Source organism: Allokutzneria albata, assembly GCF_900103775.1.
Lineage (GTDB): Bacteria > Actinomycetota > Actinomycetes > Mycobacteriales > Pseudonocardiaceae > Allokutzneria > Allokutzneria albata.
Genome location: NZ_LT629701.1, coordinates 7,967,358 through 7,990,441, shown reverse-complemented (window position 1 = coordinate 7,990,441; position 23,084 = coordinate 7,967,358). Strand labels below are relative to the sequence as shown.

The 23,084-nt window shown below is 70.2% G+C and carries 23 protein-coding genes; 10 read left to right on the top strand and 13 right to left on the bottom strand.

The genetic code is table 11. The annotated features are described in order from the left end of the window. Positions 1 to 56: 56 nt before the first annotated feature. A complete protein-coding gene (locus tag BLT28_RS36650; RefSeq protein WP_030428594.1) occupies positions 57 to 587 on the top strand; it encodes a CGNR zinc finger domain-containing protein in 531 nt (176 codons plus the stop codon). Here the strand turns inward: BLT28_RS36650 and BLT28_RS36645 are convergent. Further along, positions 584 to 1,084, bottom strand: a complete 501-nt coding sequence (locus BLT28_RS36645; protein WP_030428595.1) for a DUF2165 domain-containing protein — start codon at positions 1,082 to 1,084, stop codon at positions 584 to 586. The two genes, BLT28_RS36650 and BLT28_RS36645, sit on opposite strands and share 4 nt — an antisense overlap. 28 nt (positions 1,085 to 1,112) lie before the next feature. Further along, positions 1,113 to 2,264: a DUF6923 family protein gene (locus BLT28_RS36640; RefSeq protein ID WP_030428596.1), complete on the bottom strand. Its 1,152-nt coding sequence runs from the start codon at positions 2,262 to 2,264 to the stop codon at positions 1,113 to 1,115. Positions 2,265 to 2,475: 211 nt separating this feature from the next. Between BLT28_RS36640 and BLT28_RS36635 the strand changes: the two genes are divergently transcribed. Next, entirely contained in the window at positions 2,476 to 3,183 is a 708-nt protein-coding gene (locus tag BLT28_RS36635; RefSeq protein ID WP_322788472.1) for a bestrophin-like domain, read from the top strand. A gap of 14 nt (positions 3,184 to 3,197) precedes the next feature. Here the strand turns inward: BLT28_RS36635 and BLT28_RS36630 are convergent, their stop codons facing one another. Both BLT28_RS36630 and BLT28_RS36625 read right to left on the bottom strand, forming a co-directional pair. Continuing rightward, the gene (locus BLT28_RS36630) at positions 3,198 to 4,067 is read right to left on the bottom strand and encodes an ADP-ribosylglycohydrolase family protein (protein WP_030428598.1); all 870 of its coding nucleotides are present in this window, start codon (positions 4,065 to 4,067) and stop codon (positions 3,198 to 3,200) included. Further along, on the bottom strand, positions 4,064 to 4,693 hold the full coding sequence (locus tag BLT28_RS36625) for a TetR/AcrR family transcriptional regulator (RefSeq protein WP_030428599.1): 630 nt from the start codon (positions 4,691 to 4,693) through the stop codon (positions 4,064 to 4,066). Before BLT28_RS36625 ends, BLT28_RS36630 begins: the two co-directional genes overlap by 4 nt. 62 nt (positions 4,694 to 4,755) lie before the next feature. Between BLT28_RS36625 and BLT28_RS36620 the strand changes: the two genes are divergently transcribed. Continuing rightward, entirely contained in the window at positions 4,756 to 5,577 is an 822-nt protein-coding gene (locus tag BLT28_RS36620; protein ID WP_052407107.1) for a CPBP family glutamic-type intramembrane protease, read from the top strand. Here the strand turns inward: BLT28_RS36620 and BLT28_RS36615 are convergent. Then, a complete protein-coding gene (locus tag BLT28_RS36615; RefSeq protein ID WP_030428601.1) occupies positions 5,535 to 5,963 on the bottom strand; it encodes a MarR family winged helix-turn-helix transcriptional regulator in 429 nt (142 codons plus the stop codon). The two genes, BLT28_RS36620 and BLT28_RS36615, sit on opposite strands and share 43 nt — an antisense overlap. A 52-nt stretch (positions 5,964 to 6,015) precedes the next feature. On the opposite strand from BLT28_RS36615, the gene BLT28_RS36610 reads away from it, so the two are divergent. Continuing rightward, a complete protein-coding gene (locus BLT28_RS36610; protein WP_030428602.1) occupies positions 6,016 to 6,696 on the top strand; it encodes an alpha/beta fold hydrolase in 681 nt (226 codons plus the stop codon). A 44-nt stretch (positions 6,697 to 6,740) separates the two neighbouring features. Here the strand turns inward: BLT28_RS36610 and BLT28_RS36605 are convergent, their stop codons facing one another. The 3 genes from BLT28_RS36605 to BLT28_RS36595 all read right to left on the bottom strand — a co-directional run bounded on the left by BLT28_RS36605 (position 6,741) and on the right by BLT28_RS36595 (position 11,037). Beyond that, the gene (locus tag BLT28_RS36605) at positions 6,741 to 9,566 is read right to left on the bottom strand and encodes a vitamin B12-dependent ribonucleotide reductase (protein WP_030428603.1); all 2,826 of its coding nucleotides are present in this window, start codon (positions 9,564 to 9,566) and stop codon (positions 6,741 to 6,743) included. A 227-nt stretch (positions 9,567 to 9,793) separates the two neighbouring features. Next, the gene (nrdR, locus tag BLT28_RS36600) at positions 9,794 to 10,285 is read right to left on the bottom strand and encodes a transcriptional regulator NrdR (RefSeq protein ID WP_030428604.1); all 492 of its coding nucleotides are present in this window, start codon (positions 10,283 to 10,285) and stop codon (positions 9,794 to 9,796) included. A gap of 281 nt (positions 10,286 to 10,566) precedes the next feature. Further along, complete coding sequence (locus tag BLT28_RS36595; protein ID WP_052407108.1) at positions 10,567 to 11,037, bottom strand: LysM peptidoglycan-binding domain-containing protein; 471 nt, start codon at positions 11,035 to 11,037, stop codon at positions 10,567 to 10,569. 224 nt (positions 11,038 to 11,261) lie between these two features. Between BLT28_RS36595 and lexA the strand changes: the two genes are divergently transcribed. From lexA to BLT28_RS36565, 5 genes are all read left to right on the top strand, one after another. Next, positions 11,262 to 12,026, top strand: a complete 765-nt coding sequence (gene lexA, locus BLT28_RS36590; RefSeq protein ID WP_030428606.1) for a transcriptional repressor LexA — start codon at positions 11,262 to 11,264, stop codon at positions 12,024 to 12,026. Between the two features lie 218 nt (positions 12,027 to 12,244). Continuing rightward, entirely contained in the window at positions 12,245 to 13,537 is a 1,293-nt protein-coding gene (locus BLT28_RS36585; RefSeq protein ID WP_052407109.1) for a KamA family radical SAM protein, read from the top strand. A 25-nt stretch (positions 13,538 to 13,562) separates the two neighbouring features. Further along, entirely contained in the window at positions 13,563 to 14,822 is a 1,260-nt protein-coding gene (locus BLT28_RS36580; protein WP_156050720.1) for a hypothetical protein, read from the top strand. A 10-nt stretch (positions 14,823 to 14,832) separates the two neighbouring features. Then, positions 14,833 to 15,246, top strand: coding sequence for a hypothetical protein (locus BLT28_RS36575; protein ID WP_030428609.1), 414 nt, complete (start codon positions 14,833 to 14,835; stop codon positions 15,244 to 15,246). A gap of 535 nt (positions 15,247 to 15,781) precedes the next feature. Then, on the top strand, positions 15,782 to 16,537 hold the full coding sequence (locus BLT28_RS36565) for an ESX secretion-associated protein EspG (RefSeq protein ID WP_030428610.1): 756 nt from the start codon (positions 15,782 to 15,784) through the stop codon (positions 16,535 to 16,537). Here the strand turns inward: BLT28_RS36565 and BLT28_RS36560 are convergent. The 5 genes from BLT28_RS36560 to BLT28_RS42290 all read right to left on the bottom strand — a co-directional run bounded on the left by BLT28_RS36560 (position 16,530) and on the right by BLT28_RS42290 (position 21,489). Beyond that, positions 16,530 to 17,546, bottom strand: a complete 1,017-nt coding sequence (locus BLT28_RS36560) for a hypothetical protein (RefSeq protein ID WP_043810875.1) — start codon at positions 17,544 to 17,546, stop codon at positions 16,530 to 16,532. The two genes, BLT28_RS36565 and BLT28_RS36560, sit on opposite strands and share 8 nt — an antisense overlap. A 46-nt stretch (positions 17,547 to 17,592) precedes the next feature. After that, the gene (gene hflX, locus BLT28_RS36555; RefSeq protein WP_407638784.1) at positions 17,593 to 18,984 is read right to left on the bottom strand and encodes a GTPase HflX; all 1,392 of its coding nucleotides are present in this window, start codon (positions 18,982 to 18,984) and stop codon (positions 17,593 to 17,595) included. 63 nt (positions 18,985 to 19,047) lie between these two features. Next, the gene (dapF, locus tag BLT28_RS36550) at positions 19,048 to 19,875 is read right to left on the bottom strand and encodes a diaminopimelate epimerase (protein ID WP_081900168.1); all 828 of its coding nucleotides are present in this window, start codon (positions 19,873 to 19,875) and stop codon (positions 19,048 to 19,050) included. Beyond that, on the bottom strand, positions 19,865 to 20,761 hold the full coding sequence (gene miaA / locus BLT28_RS42295) for a tRNA (adenosine(37)-N6)-dimethylallyltransferase MiaA (RefSeq protein WP_030428614.1): 897 nt from the start codon (positions 20,759 to 20,761) through the stop codon (positions 19,865 to 19,867). Before miaA ends, dapF begins: the two co-directional genes overlap by 11 nt. Beyond that, positions 20,758 to 21,489 carry a class III extradiol ring-cleavage dioxygenase family protein gene (locus tag BLT28_RS42290; RefSeq protein ID WP_030428615.1) on the bottom strand — a complete coding sequence of 244 codons (732 nt, stop codon included), beginning with the start codon at positions 21,487 to 21,489 and terminating at the stop codon, positions 20,758 to 20,760. The genes miaA and BLT28_RS42290 overlap by 4 nt, the downstream gene beginning before the upstream one ends. A gap of 234 nt (positions 21,490 to 21,723) precedes the next feature. Here BLT28_RS42290 and BLT28_RS36540 point away from each other — a divergent pair, with 234 nt between their 5' ends. After that, positions 21,724 to 23,082 (top strand): DUF349 domain-containing protein, encoded by a 1,359-nt coding sequence (locus BLT28_RS36540; RefSeq protein WP_030428616.1) that lies wholly within the window; start codon positions 21,724 to 21,726, stop codon positions 23,080 to 23,082. Positions 23,083 to 23,084: the final 2 nt, after the last annotated feature.

Sequence of the window (23,084 nt, the reverse complement as noted above, 5' to 3'; positions counted from 1 at the left end):
CTTAACCATTAGGGAAGCTACATGGTTGCTCGCCGAAAAGCCATTAGACTGTCGCCGTGGACCTGGTCCTGGACTTCGTGAGCACCATCCGGCACGACGGGCACGGCGGCGTGGCCGACGCCCTCTCGGCCGAGTGGGTGGCGCAACGCCTCGGCACGCGGCTGCCGGACGCCTCGCTGCCCGCGATCGTCGAGCTGCGCCGCGCGATCCGCTCGCTGTTCGCCCTCGCGGTCCGCCCCGGCCCGCCGAGCAAGGCCGACGCGAACCGGCTCGTGGACCAGCAGGAGGCCGTCGCGGTGCTGAACGCGGCGGCGCGCCCCCGGCTGACGCAGCTCGCCTGGCCCACGGACGGTACGCCCTCGCTGGTCGAACAGGCTGAGCCGACCGACGCGACCGCCACGGTCCTGGCTACCCTCGCGCAGGCAGCGATCGAGTTCCTGGCCGGACCGGAACGCGAACGCCTGCAAGCATGTCCGGCTCCGCGGTGCGTGCTCTACTTCGTCAAGCAGCACCCGCGGCAGGCGTGGTGCAAGCCCTCATGCGGCAACCGCGCCCGCGTCAGCAAGTACTACAAGACCCACCGCTAGTCCCGCGCGCGTGCGCCGCCGAGCGCGATGATCAGGCCGATCGAGGCGATGACGACGTTGCGGAACGCGGCCTCCATGCCGTTCCACTTCGAGGACTGCCACATCTGGAACCACTCGCCGCCGATCGCGATGAACCCGCCACCGAACAGCAGCACCGCCATCACCCAGCCGAGGACGGCCAGCCGCCGCGCGGTCTCCTCGCGGCCCCGCCGCAGCCACGCGACGACCGAGGCGACCAGCACCACCGCGGTCACCGCCTCCCACGCGATGATCAGCAGGTAGGCGATCGTGACGACGGCGGGGCTGGTGATCGCCCGCCACATCACGTCGGGGTCGTTGAACGTGGTGTCCATCGCCAGCACGTGCTGGACGAACTGCTCGTTCGTGCCGTAGTCGGTCACGTTGCCGAGGACGATCAGCACGAAGTACAGCGCCGTGACCCCGGTCAGCGCGGTCAGGGCGACGCGGGCCGTGCCGAGCTTGCTGAGCGCGTTCATGTCCTTGTCCCCCTTGGCACCGGCGATCTCACCGGCGATTACGGTACGCCGCCGCAGCCGTTCCCGCGCCCATCATCACCATGACGACCGTTGCCATGGTCCACTTCCGGGCCGGCGTGAGCGAGGACTGCGCGACCTCCTCCTTCTTGAGGTCGGACACGGGGAGCGGCTTGGACTTCGGCTTCGGCGGCGGCACGGGCGGCGGCACCGTGGTGGGTGGCGGCTCCGTCGTGACCGGAGGAGTGGTGGTGGGCGGGGCCGGGGTCGTCGTTGTCGTCGGTGGCGGCGTGGGCCGGGGCGTCGTCGGCGTGGGCTTCGGCGGCGGCGGGGGTGGCGGCGGAGAAGGCGGCGCCGCAAGGCATCCCGCTCCGTCCGTGGCCACCAGCCGAGGCCCCTGTGCGACCTCCCGCGTCGCACCGGACCCGTCCAGCGAGATCTGGAAGATCCGGCTGGCGCCGTGCGAGTTGTTGTTGAGCGCGTACATGTTCCGCGCGGAGTCGATCACCACGGCGCCGTAGGAGGACCAGCCGGGCAGCTCGGGGTGCGTCGGCAGTGCGGTGACAGCACCGGTGGAGGGGTTGATCCGGACCAGGATCCCGTGCAGCGGCCCGCTGGAGGACACACCGTAGAGCTGCCCGTCCGCCTCGTTGACCGCGAAGTCGTCCACACCCTCGACCGGCCAGCTCGGTCGCATCCGCACCGCGCTCAGCACGCCGAGGAAGGTCGGACTGGACGGGTTGACGTCCAGCGCGTACAGCGTGGAGTCGTCGCGCAGGTAAAGCCGGTTCCCGGAGACGGCGCCCGCGTACGCGTCGAGAAAACCGCTGTGCGGCAAGCGAACCGGCCCGGACTTGCGCACGGGGCCGAGGTCGGTGGCACGCCCCTGGTTGTCGATGGTCACCACGTGCGCGATGTGCCGGAACGGTCCGTTCCGATCCCGCGACGCGATGCCGTAGGTCAGCCCCTGCGAGCGCGCGAAGCCGATCGCGTTCACCGCGAAGTCCAGCTGCCGCTGGGAAACCGGGTTCCACGACGGCGACTGGACGCGGAGCAGGGTGGACAGCGAACCGTGCCCCGTCGTCCGCACTTGGTAGGCGGTGCAGACCGGCGGCGCGGCGTCACCGTCGGGGAACGGGACGACGGCGACCAGCAACAGGGCCGTGCCGCACAGGACGACCATTCGACCCCGCCACCGTAATGGAGCAACGGAATACGACATTCGAGCACCACTTCCGGTATCGCACCGTGTTTTCACCCGGCGCGGACGCCTTCTGTCCCATCTGTTCAGCGACTGTACGACCCAAGCCCGCCGTGATGTAATTCTGCACCAGAAAGGGGCCGAATTGAATATCTACACCATTGGGTTGCTTTGGGTCCTGGGTGCTTCGGCCGTGGCCGCCACCGTGGCGGTGGTGCTGCAGAAGAAGTTCGGCTGGGACGACGAGCGGAACAACTCCTCGGCGGGCAGCGTGTTCGCCGTGGTCGGCGGCCTGCACGCGGTGCTCGTCGCCTTCGTGCTGATCTCGCTGTTCGACGCAGCCGCCAAGGCGCGCACCGACTCCGCGGCGGAGGCCAACGCCCTGGTCGCGGTGCACTGGGCGGGCAGCTCGCTCCCCGAGCCGACGAAGGACCAGGTAAAAGAGCTGGTCAGGACCTATTCGGCCGCCGTGGTCAACGAGGAGTGGCCCCGGATGCGCGAGGGCGCGCCGGTGGTGGCCACCGGCGCGCAGACCCTGGAGCGGCTGAAGACGGTGATCGCCGAGGCCAAGCCCGATGGCGACTGGCAGGAGAGCAGGCAGGCCGAGGCGGCCAACCAGCTGTGGCAGGTCTACCAGTCCCGGCAGGCCCGGTTGGACGCCGCGGGCAAGGGCGTGAACAGTGTGGTGTGGTTCGCGCTGATCATCGGCGGAATTATGTCCGTTTCATTTCCGTATCTGTTCGGCGGACCCAACCTGGTCCCGCACGTGATTATCGTGGTGTCCCTGACGGCGACCATCACGCTGCTGCTCTTCGCTATCTCCCAGCTGGAGAATCCGTACAGCGGCGGCGCCCAGGTCAACCCGGACGCATTTCGCGCCGCCACCGAACGGCTCCTCTAGGAAATAGCCCTCGCTTACCAGCGAGGAAGTGATTCCCGCGCGGCGAGCCAGGCTTGCGGAATCGCCGAGCGCGTGGCCACCACCCCGCCGGCGATGGCCCCTGTCGTGTCCACGTCCCCGCCCGCCTCGACGCACGCGGTGATCGCGGCCGCGTAGTCGTCGAGGTGGGTCGCGGCCACCCACAGGGTGAAGGGAACCGTGTCCTGCGCGGTCGCCCTGGCCCCGTTACCGAGTTGGTACGCCGCCTCGGCCGTAGAGCAACCGAACAGCCCGGCGGCTTTGGCAATTCCCTGTCTCACTTGGCTTTCAGCCATCTGGTCCAGGACAGCGCCGAGCAGGTCGCGCGCGGTGATCCCGGGATCGGCGGCGTGCGCGGCGGCGAGGGCGACCGCGACGGCTCCGGCGATCCCTTCCGGGTGCAGGTGGGTGACCTCGGCGGACAGCTCGGCCTCGCGCGCTGCGCGCGCCGGGTCACCGGCGAAGTACGCACCGAGCGGAGCGACCCGCATGGCCGCCCCGTTCCCGCAGGACCCCTGGCCGTCGAAGGCCGACGCGGCGGCCGTGCGCCAAGGCTCGCCCTCGCGGATGCGGCGCAGGATCACCACCGCGCCGGGCCCGTAGCCGCGGTAGGGCTCGCAGCGCTCCGCGAACGCCATCGCGAGCCGATCCTGTTGTACAGAGCCATGATCTCGAAGTTCGGCGGCCAGAGTGCAGGCCATCTCCGTGTCGTCGGTCCACAGCCACGGGGGCGGTGGGGCCTTACCGGCGAGGAGGTCCGGCACCGAGGAGCCGGGGACGAAGAACTGGGCGCCGAGCGCGTCGCCGACGGAGAGCCCGTCAAGAGAGTCGGTAGTGCGTTTCCCGTTGTCGGAGGTGTAGGTCATCGCGGCGGATCATGCCACGCCCCGCGGTGTTCCGGCAGCAACAACGAGTCGATGTGAGCCACGACCACCGCGCGCACGCGTTCCGGCGTCATCCGCTCCGAGTCAGTCGCGACCTGCACTGACAGGCCGTCGAAGAGCGCGTGCAACCGGTCCGTCTCCACATCGAGATCGATCTGCGCGGGGGTCATCCCGGCGTCGCGCAGTCCCCCGACCAGCCCTGCGAACAGCTCCGAGGTCTCACGCGCTGTCGTGGCGTTGAAATCCCGCGCCTCGGCGTCGACAAGCACACGGGACAGGAACGCCACCCACAACTCCGTGGCGATCCGCGCATCCGAGTCCAACGGCAGCAACCGCTCCAGCATCGCGAGAGCCAGCACCCTCGGGTCTTGCGACACCCCCGCCTCGTCCCGCAGCCGCTCGTCGGCCCCCTCCACGGTCATCCGCATGGCGAAGGTGAGCAGTTCGTCCTGGGTGGCGAAGTAGTACTGCACCGAACTGGGCGACCAGCCGGCCTCTTTGGCGACCGCGCGCACCGACGCGGCGCCCAGCCCGTCCCGGCGGACCACCCGCCACACCGCTGTGGCCAGCTCCCGCCTGCGCTGGTCGTGGTCGACGATCTTCGGCACACCCCCACTCTAGCCACCCCCGATTTTTTCTGTACAGTCGTACGAAATTGAGGAGGGACAGCATGCATCCGTACATCCGAGCACTCCTGGGCACCGCGGTCTTCGCGATCGCCCTCGGCGTGGCGGGCGGCAGCGGCGCGAACAAGCTGGTCGCCGCCCTGCTGTGCGGCGGCATCGCGGTCCCGCTGATCATCCTGCTGTGCAGGCGGGTGGACCGCCGCCCGCTGTCCGATCTGGAATTCCGCTGGTCGGCGCGCGACTTCAGCCTCGGCTTCCTCGTCACCGCGAGCTCGGCGATGGTCACGATCGGCGGCGCGACCGCGCTCGGCTGGTTGCGCTGGGGACCCCTGGACCTGCCGGCGCTCCTGGGTTTCCTCGGCACCAACGCCGTGATCGCCTTCGCACTGGAGGCCCTGCCCGAGGAGCTGGTGTTCCGTGGCTACGTCTTCCAGAACCTGCGCGAGCGCCACAAGCAGGGCTGGGCGACGGCCTTCACCACCGCGCTGTTCATGGCCGCACCCGGTCTGTCCACAGTGGTCACCGCAGGAGTTTCCGCCTTGCTGGGCAAGGAAACGCCTCCGCCGTCGATCGCCCCGGTCGGCGAGGAGCCGATCTCGTACCTGCTCCTGCTCGCGCTCTTCGGCTACACCCTGCTCGTCGCGAGGACCACGACCGGCTCTCTGTGGACCAGCATCGCCCTGCACCTGACGTTCTTGTCCGCCAACAGGATCGTCCTCGGCCGCGCGGCCGGGGCGCCCGTCGAGATCGTCGCCCCCGAGGCACTGCTCGCCGTCCCGGCCTACCTCCTGATCACCGTCGCGACCTTCAAGGTCATCGCGCGCTACCGCTCGTCGACCACCTCGGCCGCCAGCCTGCGCAAGTAGTCCGCGAACCGCTTGCGGTCGCCCGGTTCCCAGTGCGCGACCAGGCTGTCGAACCGCTCCTGCTGCCACCGGTGCGAGGCGTCCAGCAGCTCCATCCCCGCGTCCGTGAGCCGCACTGTCACCCGCCGCGCGTCGACCGGCGACGCTTCGCGCACCGCGTACCCGGCGGCCACCGCCTCGGTGATCATCCGGCTCGCCACCGACCGGTCCACCCCGAGCTGATGCGCGATGCCCGCGGTGTCCCCGGTGAGACTCACCGCCTCCACCACCTGGACGTGCTGGACGTGCACCCTCTCGTCGGTGCGCCCGGCCACCTCCGCCGCCCACCTGCGCGACCAGAATCGCACCAGCCGGAACAGCTCAGGCCCGCCCCGTTTCGTTGCCACGCGGACATCCTGCCACTTGTTCCGTGCAAAGCACACAGATAACGTGTGCGATATGCACACATACGTCCTCGTCAACGCGCACTGGCACGGCGCTTGGTGCTGGGACCGCGTCGCCGCCGCACTCCGCCACGCCGGGCACACCGTGCACACCCCTGACCGCGCCACCGTCGAAGAGATCCGCGACCTCGTCGTGGCCCAGCCCGAGCCCGTGATCCTGGTCGGCCACAGCTCTTCCGGCATGCAGATCTCCGCCGTCGCCGAGCTGGCCCCGCAACACGTGCGCACGCTCGTCTACGTCGCCGCGTTCCTGCTTCCCAACGGCGTTCTCCCACCCGATGTCATGCGCGATGACACCGAGTCCGTCCTGCGCGATCACCTCGTGCTGGCCAACGGCGAACTCACCGTGGCCGAGCCCGAGAAGGTGCTCTTCGAGGACTGCCCTCCCGCCATCGCCTCGTGGGCATCAGCTCAGCTCGTCCCCGAACCCGCCATCCCCCTCGGAGGCCCGGAAGTCCTTCTCACCGACCAGAACTTCGGCCGCGTCCCCCGCGTGTACGTCGAATGCCTCAACGACCGCGCACTCGGCATCACCACCCAGCGCCGCATGCACACCGCCCTGCCCTGCGCACAGGTCCACACCCTGCCGAGCGGCCATTCCCCGTTCCTGTCCATGCCCGACCGCCTCGCCGCCTGCCTGCTGGACGTCGAGCGCTCGATCCGGCGGACAGACTGACGGGGTGCCTGCCTCGTCGGCAGACACCCCGTCAGAGTCCTGAGTCAGCTGCAGCCGGACGTCGAGCCGCAGCCCTCGCAGACGTAGCAGGACCCGGCGGGCCGCATCTTGGTGCCGCAGGTGAAGCACAGCGGCGCGTCGGCGGCCTTGCCCTGGCGCAGTTCCAGCATCTCCATGGAGCTGCCGACCTTGCCCGCGGACTCGGAGTCGGACTTGGCCTTCTCCACCTGCGGCGCGGGCTGCGGGGTGGCGTCGACCGTGGTCTGCAGGCTGGTCAGGTCCACGTCGGAGCCGTAGCCCTGCTCGACCTGGGCGGCACGCTCCTCGGCGGTGAAGATGCCGAGCTCGGCGCGCTTCTCCAGCGGCAGGTGGTCCAGCGCGAGGCGCCGGAACAGGTAGTCCAGCACGCTGGTGGCGATCCGCAGGTCCGGGTCGTCGGTCATACCGGCAGGCTCGAAGCGCTGGTTCATGAACTTCGAGACGTAGAACTCCAGCGGAATGCCGTACTGCAGACCCACCGAGATCGACATCGAGAACGCGTCCATCACGCCCGCCAGGGTCGAGCCCTGCTTGCCGAGCTTGACGAAGATCTCGCCGAGGCCGTCGTCGGGGAAGGAACCCGCGGTCAGGTAGCCCTCGGCACCGCCGACGGTGAAGGACACGGTCTGGCTGGGGCGCTTCTTCGGCAGACGCTTGCGGACCGGGCGGTACTCGACGACCGTCTCGGGCTGGGTCTCCCCGGCGGCGCGCGCGGTCTTGCCCGCCGACAGCGGCTGGCCGACCTTGCAGTTGTCGCGGTAGATCGCCAGCGCCTTGAGGCCGAGCTTCCAGCCCTCGAAGTAGATCCGCTCGACCTCCTCCACCGTCGCCGACTCCGGCATGTTGACGGTCTTGGAGATCGCGCCGGAGATGAACGGCTGCACCGCGGCCATCATCCGCACGTGCCCGATCGGGGCGATCGAACGGTCACCCATCGCGCAGTCGAAGACCTCGTAGTGCTCCTGCTTGAGGCTCGGCGCGTCCACCACGTGGCCGTGCTCGGCGATGTACTCGACGATCGCCTCGACCTGCTCGGCCTGGTAGCCCAGGGACTCCAGCGCGCGCGGCACGGTCTGGTTGACGATCTGCATGGAGCCGCCGCCGACCAGCTTCTTGAACTTGACCAGCGCCAGGTCCGGCTCGATGCCGGTGGTGTCGCAGTCCATCATCAGGCCGATGGTGCCGGTGGGCGCGAGCACGCTGGCCTGCGCGTTGCGCCAGCCGTTGCGGGCACCGACCTCCAGGCAGTCCTGCCAGGCGATGGTGGCCAGCTTGTGCACCGCGGAGTCGTTCTTGTGCAGCGTGCGCACCAGGTCGTTGGCCGCGGCGTGCTGGCGCATGACCCTGCGGTGCGGCTCGGCGTTGCGGGCGTAGCCCTCGTAGGGGCCGACGACCCCGGCCAGCTCCGCGGAGCGCTTGTACGCGGTGCCGGTCATCAGCGAGGTGATCGCCGCCGCGAGCGAACGGCCGCCGTCGGAGTCGTAGGCGTGGCCGGTGGCCATCAGCAGCGCGCCGAGGTTGGCGTAGCCGATGCCCAGCTGGCGGAACTTGCGCGTGGTGTCGGCGATCGGCTCGGTCGGGAAGTCCGCGAAGCAGATCGAGATGTCCATCGCGGTGATGACCAGCTCGACGGCCTTGGCGAAGGTCTCCGCGTCGAAGGTGCCGTCGGAGCGCAGGAACTTCATCAAGTTCAGCGAGGCGAGGTTGCAGCTGGAGTTGTCCAGGTGCATGTACTCGCTGCACGGGTTCGACGCGGTGATCCGGCCCGACTCGGGGCAGGTGTGCCAGGCGTTGATCGTGTCGTCGTACTGGATGCCCGGGTCGGCGCACTCCCACGCGGCCTTGGCCAGTTTGCGGAACAGGGCCTTGGCGTCGGTGGTGGCCACCACCTCGCCGTCGGTGCGCGAGCGCAGCCCGAAGGAGTTGCCGTCCTCCACCGCGCGCATGAACTCGTCGGAGACGCGGATGGAGTTGTTGGCGTTCTGGTACTGGACGCTGGTGATGTCCTTGCCGCCGAGGTCCATGTCGAAACCGGCGTCGCGGAGGATGCGGATCTTCTCCTCCTCGCGCGCCTTGGTCTCGATGAACTCCTCCACGTCGGGGTGGTCCACGTCGAGGATGACCATCTTGGCGGCGCGGCGGGTGGCGCCACCGGACTTGATGGTGCCCGCGGAGGCGTCCGCGCCGCGCATGAAGGAGACGGGGCCGGAGGCGTTGCCGCCGGAGGAGAGCAGCTCGTGCGAGGAGCGGATGCGGGAGAGGTTGACGCCGGCGCCGGAGCCGCCCTTGAAGATCAGACCCTCTTCCTTGTACCAGTTGAGGATCGACTCCATGGTGTCGTCGACGGCCAGGATGAAGCAGGCGGAGACCTGCTGCGGGGAGGGCGTGCCGACGTTGAACCAGACCGGGGAGTTGAAGCTGAACACCTGGTGGAGCAGCATCCAGGTGAGTTCGTGCTCGAAGATCTCCGCGTCGGCGGCGCTGGCGAAGTAGCCGTGGTCGACGCCCGCCTTCACGTAGGTCAGCACCACGCGGTCGATGAGCTGGCGCAGGCTGTGCTCGCGCTTGTCCGAGCCCACGGCACCGCGGAAGTACTTGCTGGTCACGATGTTGACCGCGTTGACCGACCAGCTCTCGGGGAACTCGACGCCGCGCTGCTCGAAGTTCACCGTGCCGTCGCGCCAGTTGGTCATCACCACATCGCGGCGCTCCCACGTGACCGAGTCGTAGGGGTGCACGCCCTCGGTGGTGTAGACGCGCTGCACGCGCAGTCCGCCGCCCTTGCCCCCTGACGCCGCCGTTGTCCCGCCAGCGCCGACGGTCTCCGTCATGACCTTCCCTCTCTCCTGCTGCTCCACATTGGCCTGCACGACCTCGTCCGAGCTCCCCGTCCGGTCCGGTCGTGCCTGCTGCTCGTTGGACGCCGTCCTCGGCGTCGCGGCGGTCCCGCTGGTGTCGGTGCCGCCCTTCTGCTTCCCGCCTCGCCGTTTCCCGGCGGCGGGCGCAGCGGTCGCGGTGCCGCGCTTGCGTCGCGGCCTGTCGTCGTCTGACCCCGCGCTCATCCGCTGGTCGCCTCCGCTGTTGCGCCTGCTGTGCCGTCGTCGGAGCCTGCCTGGCGCAGGTCCGCGATCTCCTTCTCGAAGTCCTCCACCGAGCTGAAGGACCGGTAGACGCTGGCGAAGCGCAGGTAGGCGACCTCGTCCAGCTCCCGGAGGGGGCCGAGGATCGCCAGCCCCACCTCATGACTCGGCACCTCGGCCGCACCGGTGGAGCGGATCGCCTCCTCCACCCGCTGGGCCAGCTGCTGGAACGCGTCCTCGTCGACCGGACGGCCCTGGCAGGCCCTGCGCACGCCGCGCACGACCTTCTCCCGGCTGAACGGCTCGGTGACGCCGGAGCGCTTGACCACGGCGAGGACCGCCTCCTCGACCGTGGTGAACCGGCGGCCGCACTCGGTGCAGGACCTCCTGCGCCGGATCACCTGGCCCTCGTCGACCTCACGCGAGTCGACGACCCGGGAGTCGGAGTGTCGGCAGAACGGGCAACGCACCCGGCTCACCCCTTCCCTCATGCCGCTGGTTCGGTGGCCGCGCGGCGGGCGTCCCGGATGCGGAAACGGTGAACCGAGCGTGCCGGAAACGACACGCTGTGAAAACCGCGTGAACCCAACCTGTGGACTAACTACACCGACGTCACCACTAGATGTTGGGGTAGAACCTATGCACCGCGGCAGCGAGATGCAACTCGCCTGGCCAGAGAACGGGCGTGAAAGTCACTCTAAATGGGAGTCTTCATCGCCCGGCAGGAGGACGCCCCGGGCGTGGCGCACTGCTAGGAGCGGGCGCGCCCGTCCGGCACGCGCAGCGGCTGCCCCGGGTAGACCACGTGGTCGGACAGCTCGTTGAGCTCGACGATGCGGTCGATGACCGCGCCCGACGGCGAGTCGGGGGCGACGCGGCGGGCCAGCTGCCACAGTGACTCGCCGGGGTCGACCTCCACCACGGAGACCGCCTCGGGCACGTCGGGCCCGTCCCCGACGCCGCGCAGCTGGGCCAGCAGGCCGAGCGCGACCACGGCGACGGCGGTGAGCACCAGGGCGCCGAGCACCCCGCGCACCCGCGCCGCCCTGCTCCGCCTGCGGACCCGGCAGGCGATGACGGCGTGCGCCGGAGCGGGCACGATCACCGTGCCGCGCCCGGGATGCCTGCGAAGAGGGCGCCGGTGGAGCTCGACGACCACCCGGCGAGCGCGCTGCTCGTCCTCGGGCCGGATTTCCGCCTCGGTACGCGTCAGGCTCGCCATGACACGCCTCCTCGTCCTACCGTTCGCCTCGGTCGCACAGTAAGATCGAACACGCGTTCGATCGAACTGCTGTGCGAATGTCTACCACCCGGCGCCGCGGAAATCGAGCCGAACCACCGAGCCGACCCGAAGGCGTGGGATTCGAACACCTGTTTGATCTCTCGCGCGGTGACGGCTAGCGTTCACGGCGTGACGCACACCAGCGACCAGGGAGGGCGAGGACGGTGACACGCGAGGGAACCGGCGACAGGACCGGCTCGGCCGGCGCGACCGGCGAACTCGGAGCGCGGGCCGAGGTCCGCGTCTTCCCCGACCGCGGCGACCAGCTGGTCGCCGACGGGGTCACCGGCGAGGCCACCGACGACACCGCGCTCACCCCCCGGCAGCGCCGGGTGCTCGAGGTGATCCGGGACTGGGTGGAGCGCCACGGCTACCCGCCGAGCGTCCGTGAGATCGGTGAGGCGGTCGGCCTGACCTCCACCTCCTCCGTCGCCCACCAGCTGCGGGCGCTGGAGCGCAAGGGCCACCTGCGCCGCGACCCGAACCGGCCGAGGGCCTACGGCGTGCGCTCCCCCGAGCCGGACGCCCAGGCCGAGCAGGCCGCCGACCGCCCGCTGCCCGCCTACGTCCCGGTCGTCGGCCGGATCGCCGCCGGTGGGCCGATCCTGGCCGAGCAGGCCGTCGAGGACGTCTTCCCGCTGCCCAAGGAGCTGGTCGGCGAGGGTTCGCTGTTCCTGCTGAAGGTGGTCGGCGACTCCATGGTCGACGCGGCGATCACCGACGGGGACTGGGTGGTCGTGCGCCAGCAGCCCACCGCCGAGAACGGCGACGTGGTCGCGGCGATGATCGACGGCGAGGCCACCGTGAAGACCTTCAAGCGGCGCGACGGCCACGTCTGGCTGCTGCCGCACAACCCCGCCTACGAGCCGATCCTCGGTGACGAGGCGGCTGTCCTCGGCCGGGTCGTGGCGGTGCTGCGCCGCCTGTAGCCGCCCCCTCGACGCACCCGCCCCGGGGACTCCCTCCCAGCTCCGGGGCGGGTACAACCCTGTCCGGATCTCGGGCGTGAGCCCGGACGTGGACGCCTGACACGCGACCGCCTTTCGGTTTACGGCGAACGCGTGGCGGCAGGACACGATCGGTGGACGCGCGAGCCCTGCGATCGGCGGTAGTCCGGCCGGATCAGCCGCACGTACATTCGGGGGCGATGATCACCCAACCAGAGCAACGTATGACGTCCACTCCGGGGTCGAAGCTCGCCGACCTCCCCCAGGTGAGCCGGCTCGCGCCCGAGCTGCGCCGCGACATCGCGGTGGTCAGCGCCGTGCTGCCGTTCAAGGTGAACAACTACGTCCTGGACGAGCTGATCGACTGGTCGGCCGCGCCCGACGACCCGATCTTCCGGCTCACCTTCCCGCACCGGGACATGCTGCCGGACTCGATGTACCAGCACGTCGCGGCGATGCTGGACGCCGGGGCCAACCGGGCCGAGTTACGCGCGGCGGTGGAACCGCTGCGCAAGGAGCTCAACCCGCACCCGGGCGACCAGATGGAGAAGAACGTCCCCGGCGACGTCGAGGGACAGCTGTCCGGCGTGCAGCACAAGTACCGGGAGACCGCGCTGGTCTTCCCGGCCAACGGGCAGACCTGCCACTCGTACTGCGGTTACTGCTTCCGGTGGGCGCAGTTCGTCGGCATCTCCGAGCTCAAGCAGCAGGTGGACCGGCCGGAGCGGGTCTTCGGCTACCTGCGCGCGCACCCGGAGATCTCCGACGTGCTGCTCACCGGCGGCGACCCGATGATCATGAAGACGCAGCTGCTGGCGCGCTACGTGGAACCGCTGCTGGAGCCCGGGTTCGAGCACGTCCGCAACGTGCGCTTCGGCACCAAGGCCCTGTCGTACTGGCCGTACCGCTTCACCACCGACCCGGACGCCGACGCGCTGCTGCGCTTGTTCGAACGCCTTGTCGCGCAAGGAAAACACGTCGCCGTGATGGCGCACTTCTCGCACCCGCAGGAGCTGCGCACCGAAGCGGTGCACGAGGCCGTCCGCCGCATCAGGAACACCGGCGCGGTGATCCGGGCCCAGGCCCCGATCGTCAAGCACGTCAACGACAACGCGAACGCATGGGCCACGATGTGGCGCGAGCTGGTGCGCATCGGCGTCGTGCCCTACTACATGTTCGTGGAGCGGGACACCGGCGCACGGGACTACTTCGCCCTTCCGCTGCACCAGGTCGTCGACATCTACCGCGAGGCGATCAACCAGGTGTCCGGACTGGAGCGGACCGCACGCGGACCGGTCATGTCCGCGTCGCCCGGCAAGGTGGTGCTCGACGGCACGGCGGAGGTCGGCGGCGAGAAGGTCTTCGTCTGCCGCTTCCTCCAGGCCAGGGACCCGAGCAAGGTGAACCGGCCGTTCTTCGCCGCCTACGACGACCAGGCGCTGTGGTTCGACGACCTCAAGCCCGCCTTCGGCAGGCCGGACTTCCTGGAGTAGGCGTTGGGGGCGCCGGGCATCCGCGGTGATGCCCGGCGTCTGCCTCCGTCCGCAATCCCGATTCACCCACGACGTGGACTTTCATCCCGTTAGCATCGCGGTGGGGGTTGTGAAGGGGGAGTCGATGGTGGGTGACCGGCACTTCTCGAGTACGGACAACTACGCCGGGATGTCGCTGGAACAGCTGCGGGATCTTCTCGGCAGTGTTCCTGACGCTGCCGCGGCGCATCTCGTGCGGGATTTCAAGGAACGCGGCGCGGTGGCCGTCCAGTTGGCCAATCGGATGAACGCACTGGCGGATCGGCTCGCGGGTCGGTGGCAGGCACCATCGGTGGCCAAGGCCAAGAAGGCAGGGGACGGCCTTCGTGGTTACGGCGACACCCAGCAGCAGGTGGCGCAGCAGGTCAGCGCCGCGCTTGAGCCCGCGGCGACCAAGGCCAACAGCGTTTCGGAGATGGTCAAGACGCTCAAAGTCCCGGGCCGGGAGTTTCCCAAGAACATGACCGGACTCGGACCCCAGTCGCTGACCCTGGTCAACTCCGATCATGCTCGCTACGAACAGCAGAAAGAGGCGAAACGCCGGGAAGCCATCGAGTTGGGCACCCAACTCGACAAGCAGGCGGCCGCGATGGACAGCGGAACGCCGCCGTTTCCCACGATCCCCGCCAATTTCTTCGACGCGGGCGGTGAAACTCCGCCTCGCTCACCGCGCGATCCCATTGGCGGTGGTGGTGGAGGAGGAGGCAGTGGCGGCTGGAACGGTGTTCGCGGCGGCCCCGATCCCACGCCCGGTCCGGCACCTGTTCCGCAGCCGACACCGACCCCGCACCCCGTTCCCGACCCGAATCGCAGGGGCGATCTCGAACTCGTGAATTCGGACAGACCCCCGCTTCCGCCGCCCAACACGGCCTCGGACGCAGACGGTCGCCCGGGCGGTTTCGGTGGCAGCGGCGGCGGTTCCGGATTCGGGGGCTCCGGGTTCGGCGGCATGGCCTACGGACCGGGCCCCTCTGCTCATGACTCGTCCCCACGAAGCACGCCCTCCCCCGGCGGCGCCCGACCCGGCACGACCAGCCCTGCCCCCGTCGCCGGTCCTCCCCGCACGAGCACACCCGCCCCGCGCGGCGCGGGCGGCGGCTTCCTGCAGCCCGCGCTCGGTGCCCCCGGCCAGCGCTCGGAGAACGAGGAGCACCAGCGGAAGTACCCGGTCACCGACGACCTCGTCGGCGACCTCCCTTTGGTGGCCCCGCCGGTGATCGGCGAGTACTCCGACGACGAGCGGTGAGGAGGAACCGATGACCGCCTGGGACGACGCGCCCCCTCCGGACACGCCCTATCAGGACATGCGGGACTCCCTGGACCGTGTGAACGCCCAACTCGGCCAGGGCATCACCTACGACAAGGTCACCGCCGACTGGGTGAAAAAAGAACTCAACGAAATGATCAACATCGCCGAAAAAGAAGTCCAAAAAGCGGCTGAGTTTTACGTCAACACGCAGAACATCAATCTAGGCAAGTCGAAGGCTGGGCAGGCGATCCGCGCGAAGATAGTCGCCCGAGCATCGGACCAGGAGGGCGGTGCTCTGCGCTTCTGGGTCGACTACCACAAGGCCCTCATCACCTACCGCAACAAAGTAGCCAGCATGGCGCAGGAATGGGAACGCGCCGACCGGAACAGCGCCGACAACCTCCCGGGAAGCCCTCGATGAACCACTGTCTTCGCCTCGCCGTCGCACTTGTCGCGGTCACCTTCGCCGTCTCCTGCACCTCCGATCTCGCCGGGGAACCATCCACCATCCCTGCCACGCCGACACCTCCGCCTGCACCCACGTCCGCTGGCCCCATCACCGCCGCTGACGTCTGCAAACTCATGACGCCTGCGGATTTCCCTTATCAAGGACCCGAAACCGGGCCCCCTGAACCCGACGAAGACCCGTTCCCCAACTGCGGCCACCAGATCAAACCATCGCCAGAGATCACATCGCGCCTCACAGTTGGACTCACATTCCTCCCGAGTCGAAAGCTCGAATCTTTCGACTTCGACAACCGTCAAGAAGTCACCGTAGGCGGAAAACGAGGAGCTCTCGGCCAGGGGGGCCTCAAGGGGGAATCCGGCCAGTGCGGACTCCTCTTCGAGACACCGCGCGGTAAGTGGCACATCGCCGTGGTGGACAGTTCGGCGCCGGGGCGGGACGGGTGTGCGACGGCGAAGCACATTGGTGATCGCGTCGCGCCACGGGTGCCATGAGAGTTCCGGCGGTCGTCTACGAGGTCTGCTGGGAGCGGCTCGGGCTCGGGATGATGCCCTACCCGCTGGTGGTTCTGCAGCACGGCGTGGACGACGAAGGGCGAGCGCACGCGAAGGCATGGGCGGCGGAGTGGCTGGCGCAGCACGGGCTGGGCGACGCGGTGCGCGTAGCCGATGCCCTGAGCGAAGCGTTGCACGCAATCGCCGGCGCGAGCAGTGAGCTCGCCGTCCTGTACGCGGACCAGTCGGGGCAGACCCGGATCGGGAGCTTCCTGCACGGGCGAAGGTGTCTGAGGGCGGTGTGGCGCGGCGACGCGATCGAGCTGTCCTGGATGGATCGGAACGACCACGCGCGCAGTGTGGTCGCGGCGCTCCCGCAGTGCGGCCCGGGCAGGGGACAGCCGGGGCAGGTGCCCGCGGCGGCGTTGGAGCAGGCGGGAACGGCGTGGGCGGACCGAGGGGCGATCACCGCAGCCGAGGACCAGCTGGTGGCGGCGGGGGCCGAGCGGGCTCAGGCGCGGAGGTTCCTGGCGACGTACTCCGCCACCACGGCGATGGGCCAGGCGACAGCGTTGCGGCCGCAGCCCCACAAGGAGAACAAGGCCATCGCGCGATCGCCGGTGACCTTCCTGGACACGCCGGACGGGCGGTACTCGATCGTCGAGCGCTCGAACTGGCTGACGCTCTCCCCCGTGAGCCAGAGCCTGATGACCACGCGCCTGACCGAACTGCTGGCGGGGCCGTTCAGCTAGCGTTTCGCTTGCGGCGACTGAAGAAGAACACGACGCCGAGGGCGAGGAGGCCGGCGACGGCGAACGCCCCCAACGACGACGAGCTCTCCGCGGGCGGCTGGGCCTGGCCGGAGCCGTCGGAGGTCGGAGCAGGGTCGGTGCGTTGCTCTCCGCCCTGACTGCGGGCGAGGTCGACGGCGCCTTCGATCGCGCGGATGGGCGAGTTCTTGCCCTCGCTCCCGGACAGCAGCGACCCGTCGCTGTCGAAAGCGATGGCCTCGCCCTGCTCCTCGTTGGGCAGCGGCACGCGCACCGGCTTGCGGGCGAGCGCGGCGGCGATGTCGCCGTCGGGCGCCGAGAACAGGTACGCCTCGGTGTAAGTACGAAGCGCCACAACGGTTCCGTCGGCGTTCACGGCTCCACCGGTGACCAGCACGGAGCCGATCCCGGCGCCGACCGGGCCGCCGGGCGTGCTGGTGGAGCGCAGGGCCACCGCGCCGACCTTCTCCAACGGCGTCGGCCCCGGGGCGGACAGCTTGCCCGCGGGCCGGTAAACCCTGGCTTCGCCGAACGGCTCCTTGGACACGAGGTACGGCACGTTGTTGCGGTCGAGCAGCAGCGCTTCGACGTCGTGCGGTCCGTCCGGGTAGGTCAGCCGGTACAGCGTGGACTTGCCGTTGGGGCTGAGCGCGTGCAGCGCGACGGTCTCGCGCTGCTTGCGGTTGTCCCCGGTGTCGGCGAGCCAGAGCGTGCCGTCCGATCCCCGTGCCAGGTCCTCGACGTCGAAGGGATCGGTCGAGTTGGTGATGACGCGCTGCACGGCACAGCTCTTGTTCAGCACGTAGACGGTCAGCTTCGTGCCGCCGTCGTTCATCGCGTACCAGTTCTTGCCGTCAGAGGCCAGGCCGGACAGCTCACCGATGCGCTTGTCACCGATGCGGCAGCGCTCCACCGGATCCGCCGAAGCGGGAACCGCGGTGAGGGTCAGCAGGGCAGCAGTGATCCCGAGAAGAGCCCGAAGCCGACCCACGTGTTTACCCCCCACGTCGGAAAAGACGCATGAAACACCAGTGGGTTCAGTGCCGCACGACGAACTCGTCCAGTGCCCCGGCCAGCGGCGGCAGCACGCGGGCGCGCAGCTCGGTGCCGTCGTCGGTGTGCTTCTCGTCCAGCACGACGCCCTCGGCGTGCACCCTGGCGACCACCTCGCCCCGGGCGTACGGCACGAAGACCTCCAGCTCGACATCGGTCCTGGGCAGCCGCTCCGCGATCACCTCGCGCAGGTGCTCGATGCCCTCGCCGCTGTGCGCGGAGACGAACACCGCGCCGGGGAACAGGTGGCGCAGCCGGGTCAGGGTGACCTCGTCGGCGGCGTCGATCTTGTTCACCACCAGCAGCTCCGGCGGCATCGGGGTCTCGCGCTCGGCGATGATCTCGTTGAAGACCTCGCGCACCGCGGAGACCTGCCGCTCGGGCAGCGGGTCGGAGGCGTCCACCACGTGCACCAGCAGGTCGGAGTCGGCGACCTCCTCCAGCGTCGAGCGGAACGCCTCGACCAGCTGGTGCGGCAGGTGCCGGACGAAGCCGACGGTGTCGGTCAGGGTGAAGGTGCGCCCGTCCGGGGTCTCGCTGCGCCGGGTGGTCGGGTCGAGGGTGGCGAACAGCGCGTCCTCGACCAGCGCACCCGCGCCGGTGATCGCGTTGAGCAGGCTGGACTTGCCCGCGTTGGTGTAGCCGGCGATGGCGACGCTCGGCACGTCGTTGGCCCTGCGCATGCCGCGCATGGTCTCGCGGACGGTGCCCATGGCGCGCAGCTCCTTGCGCAGCTTGGCCATCCGCTTGTTGATCCGCCGCCGGTCGGTCTCCAGCTTGGTCTCACCGGGACCACGGGTGCCGATGCCACCACCGGTGCGGCTCATCGCCTGACCCCAGCCGCGCAGCCGGGGCATCATGTAGGACAGCTGGGCCAGCTCGACCTGCGCCTTGCCCTCCCGGGACCGGGCGTGCTGGGCGAAGATGTCCAGGATCAGCGCGGTCCGGTCGATGACCTTGACCTTCAGCTTCTCCTCCAGCTGCCGCAGCTGGCCGGGCGAGAGCTCACCGTCGCAGATCACCGTGTCGCAGCCGGTGGCGACGACCACCTCGCGCAGCTCGGCGACCTTGCCGGAGCCGATGTAGGTGGCGGTGTCCGGCCGGTCGCGGCGCTGCACCAGACCGTCGAGGACCTCCGAACCCGCCGTCTCGGCGAGCCGGGCCAGCTCGGTCATGGAGGCCTCCGCCTCCTGGGCGTCGCTGCCGGTCCACACGCCGACAAGCACGACGCGCTCCAGCCGCAGCTGCCGGTACTCGACCTCGGTGATGTCCTCGAGTTCGGTGGACAGCCCGGCGACGCGGCGCAGTGCGGCGCGGTCGGCCAGTTCCATCTCGCCCGTGGAGACGAAGTCCAGGTCGTCCTCGGGCAGGCTCATGTGTTCACTCATACGCGGTCCAGTCTCCCACGCCCCGCATCCGAATTCCCCCGTTCCGGGCGACTAACCACCCAGCCACCAGGAGTCGGAGAGCGTGCCCTCGGCCACCAGGACCGCCGGACCGGTGAGCGTGCTGGTCTCCTCGCCGATCGACACGCGCACCTGACCGCCGGGGATGTTCACCAGGAGTTCGCCTCCGGCGCGGCCGGATCGGTGCAGCACAGCGGCCACAGCGGCCACCGTCCCGGTCCCGCAGGAGCGCGTCTCGCCAACGCCACGCTCGTGGACACGCATGCGCAGCTCGGACTCGGAGAGCTGGGAGATGAACTCCACGTTCACCCCGTGCGGGAACATCACCGGATCGTGGCCCGGAGGCACGGTCAGGTCGAGGTCGGCGATCTCCACGTCGGTCACGCAGACCAGGTGGGGGTTGCCGACGTCGACCGCGATGCCGTGGAAGGCACGACCGGACACAGTCGCGGTGGATTCGCCGACGATGCGCGCCGGACCCATGTCTACGGTCACCGAACCGTCCTCGTGCACCACCACTGGCTTGTCGCCCGCACGCGTGCCTACGAGGAAACTGCCCGCCTCCGCCAGCTTCGCCTGCACCAGGTAGTTCGCGAAGACCCGGACGCCGTTGCCGCACATCTCCGCGATCGAGCCGTCGGCGTTGCGGTAATCCATGAACCACTCGGCCTTGGTGCCCTCCGGAGCGTCAGCGACGTGCTCGCTGCGCACCACGCGCAGCACGCCGTCCGCGCCGAGGCCCCGGTTGCGGTCGCACAGCGCGCGCACCCGGTCGTCGGTCAGCTCCAGCTTGCCCTCGGCGTCAGCGAGCACGACGAAGTCGTTCTGCGTCCCGTGGCCCTTCGCGAACTCAATACCCACGCTGTCCAGCGTAGTTACCGAGCACCGCGTCAAGGAGGTCGGGCCGCGCGGCGTCCAGCCAGGTGATGCGTTCGTCCCTCCGGAACCACGAACGCTGCCGCCGGACGAATCGCCTGGTCGCCTGCGCGGTCGCCGCCGCGGGATCCGGGACCTCTTCCAGGACCTGCTGGTAGCCCAGCGCCCGCGACGCCGTGCGGCCCTCGCGCAGCCCGGCCGCCTCCAGCCTTCGGACCTCCTCCACCAAGCCCGCGTCGAACATCCGCACAACTCGTTCATTGATGCGTTTGTCCAGCTCAGCGGTATCGCGGTCGAGGCCGACCAGCAGCGCGTCGTAGCGCGGGGCCCCCGGGCGCGGCAGCGTCGCCGAGAACGGGCGGCCGGTCAGCTCGATGACCTCCAGCGCACGCACGATGCGGCGGCTGTTGGTCGGCAGCACCGCCTCCGCCGCGGCCGGGTCCAGCCGGGAAAGCCTCTGGTAGAGGACGTGCAAGCCCGCTTCGGCCGCTTCGGCTTCCAGGCGGGCGCGGACTGAGGGATCGGTGCCGGGGAACTCGAGGTCGTCCAGCACCGCCTGCACGTACAGCCCGGAGCCCCCGACCAGGATCGGCACGCGGCCCGCGGCGAGCACCGCCTCGACATCGGCGCGGGCGTGCCGCTGGTAGGCGGCGACCGACGCGGTCTCGGTGACGTCGAGGACGTCGAGCTGGTGGTGCGGGACCCCGGCGCGCTCGGCCTCGGTGAGCTTGGCGGTGCCGATGTCCATGCCCCGGTACAGCTGCATGGCGTCGGCGTTGACCACCTCGCCGCCCAGGCGCAGGGCCAGCTCGACGCCGAGGTCGGACTTCCCGGTGCCGGTCGGCCCGACCACGGCGATCAGCCTGGTCACGCGGCCGGTTCCCAGCGGGCCACGTGGTAGCCGACGCCGTAGGGCGCGCCGGAGTAGTCGACCTCGCCCCGCCAGTTCACCCCGGAGCTCTGCGCGACGCTGGCCAGCACCTGCCACGCCGAGCGGCCCCGGGCGCCCAGCTCGGCGGCCAGGTCCGCGTCGATGTCCATGAGCGCGTCGGCGTCGGCGTCGGCGAGCGCCTTGCGGACCCGCTCGTCGAACTCGGCCGCGCGCGGGTCCGGCCGTCCCGGTGCGCGGTCGCCGTGCCGGGGCGAGGAGTCGCCGAGCACGAGCAGCGCGACCGGATCCGGCCCGGACAGCGCGTCCACCAGCTCGTGGCCGACCAGCCAGCACTGGTCGGGGTCCAGTTCCGGGGTGACCAGCCGGACCCGGACCTCGTCGGCACCGGAGTGCTCGCGCAGCCAGCCCGCGATCAGCGCGGGCAGCGGCAGCAGCGGATCGGTCCTGCCCTCGTCCTCGGCCAGCCCGGCGAGGCTGACCGGGACGTCCACCCCGAACCCGGCGAAGCTGCCCCTGGTCGCGGGTTCGATCACTCTCGAGCCCACCTCGTCCACGGCCACCGCGGACCATCTCGGTGTCGCCTCGGCCAGCCAGCGCGCGGCGTCCAGGCAGGCCCGGCGCAGGGGTTCGGTCTCCTCGGAGGCACCCGCGACCAGTTGCGGTACGAGCAACGGTGGGTGCGGCAGCACGGCGGCGCGAACGATCACGTTCGGGCAGGCTAGTGCCCCCTCACACGTTCGGCCGAACACACCCGGGTGGGCGGTGCAAGGTCATGGGTAGGTCACAACCCGGCCTCGAAGTTCCGACGAGCGCCCTGACCTGGTTCAATCCCCCTTCAGGGATCGCGGGCCACACCGGCCCGGATGCCCGGTTGCCAGGCCCCGCCGCCATGCGGGGCGCCCGCACGCGGTGCGGGCGGTGAAGGCTAGGAGGAGCCGGCGATGACGGACCAGGAGACGACCCAGGCCGACGGGCAGCAGGGTCGGGCCACTCCGGACACCACGGCCCAGGACAACACGCCCCCGGTCAGCACGCCCCCCGCGGCCGCCCTGCCCGCGGCCCCGGTGGTGCCGGCCGCGTCGGACCACCCGGAGCGCTGGGGCCGGGTGGACGCCGACGGCACGGTCTACGTGCGCACCGCGGACGGCGAGCGGTCGGTCGGGTCGTGGCAGGCGGGTGAGCCCGCCGAGGGTCTCGCGCACTTCGCGCGCAAGTTCGACGACATGCTCACCGAGCTCGGGCTGCTGGAGGCGCGGCTGAACTCCGGCGCCGGTGACCCGAAGCAGGCGCTCGGCAGCGCCAAGCACCTCAAGGACGCGCTGGCCGACGCCGCCGTCGTCGGCGACCTGGACGCGCTGGCCAAGCGGGTCGACCACGTGATCGCCCGCGCCGAGGTGGCCATGGAGGCGGGCAAGGCGGCCAAGGAGCAGGCCCGCGCCGAGGCGGTCGCGCGCAAGCAGGCCCTCGTCGACGAGGCGGAGGGGCTGGCCAACGAGTCCACCCAGTGGAAGGCGGCCGGTGACCGGCTGCGCGCGATGCTGGAGGAGTGGAAGTCGGTGCGCGGCGTTGACCGCAAGACCGACGAGCAGCTGTGGCGGCGCTTCGCCAAGGCCAGGGACGCGTTCAACCGCAGGCGCGGCTCGCACTTCGCCGAGCTGGACCGGCAGCGGTCCTCGGCCAAGCAGCGCAAGCAGGAGATCGTGGAGGAGGCCGAGTCGCTGGCCACCTCGACCGAGTGGGGCGAGACCGCCAACCGCTACAAGGAGCTGATGGCGGACTGGAAGGCGGCCGGGCGCGCGCCCAAGGACGCCGACGACGCGCTGTGGAAGCGGTTCCGCGCGGCGCAGGACCAGTTCTTCTCGCACCGCTCCGAGGCCTTCAGCGAGCGGGACGCGGAGTTCGCCGCCAACGCCAAGCTCAAGGAGGAGCTGCTGGCCGAGGCGGAGTCGATCGACCCGTCGGCCAACGGACTCGAGGCGGCCCGCAACCAGCTCTACAAGATCCAGGAGCGGTGGGACCAGATCGGCAAGGTCCCGCGCGAGCGGGTGCGCGAGCTGGAGGGCAAGCTGCGCGCGATCGAGGAGCGGGTTCGCTCGGCGGCCGACGCGCAGTGGCGGCGCACCGACCCGGAGGCCGAGGCCAGGGTCGCGCAGTTCCGCGAGCGGGTCGAGCAGTTCGAGGCGCAGGCCGCCAAGGCCCGCGCCGCCGGGGACAAGCGCCGCGCGGAGCAGGCCGAGTCCCAGGCCGCGCAGTGGCGCGAGTGGCTGGCCGCGGCCGAGAACTCCGTCGCCAACCGCTGAGT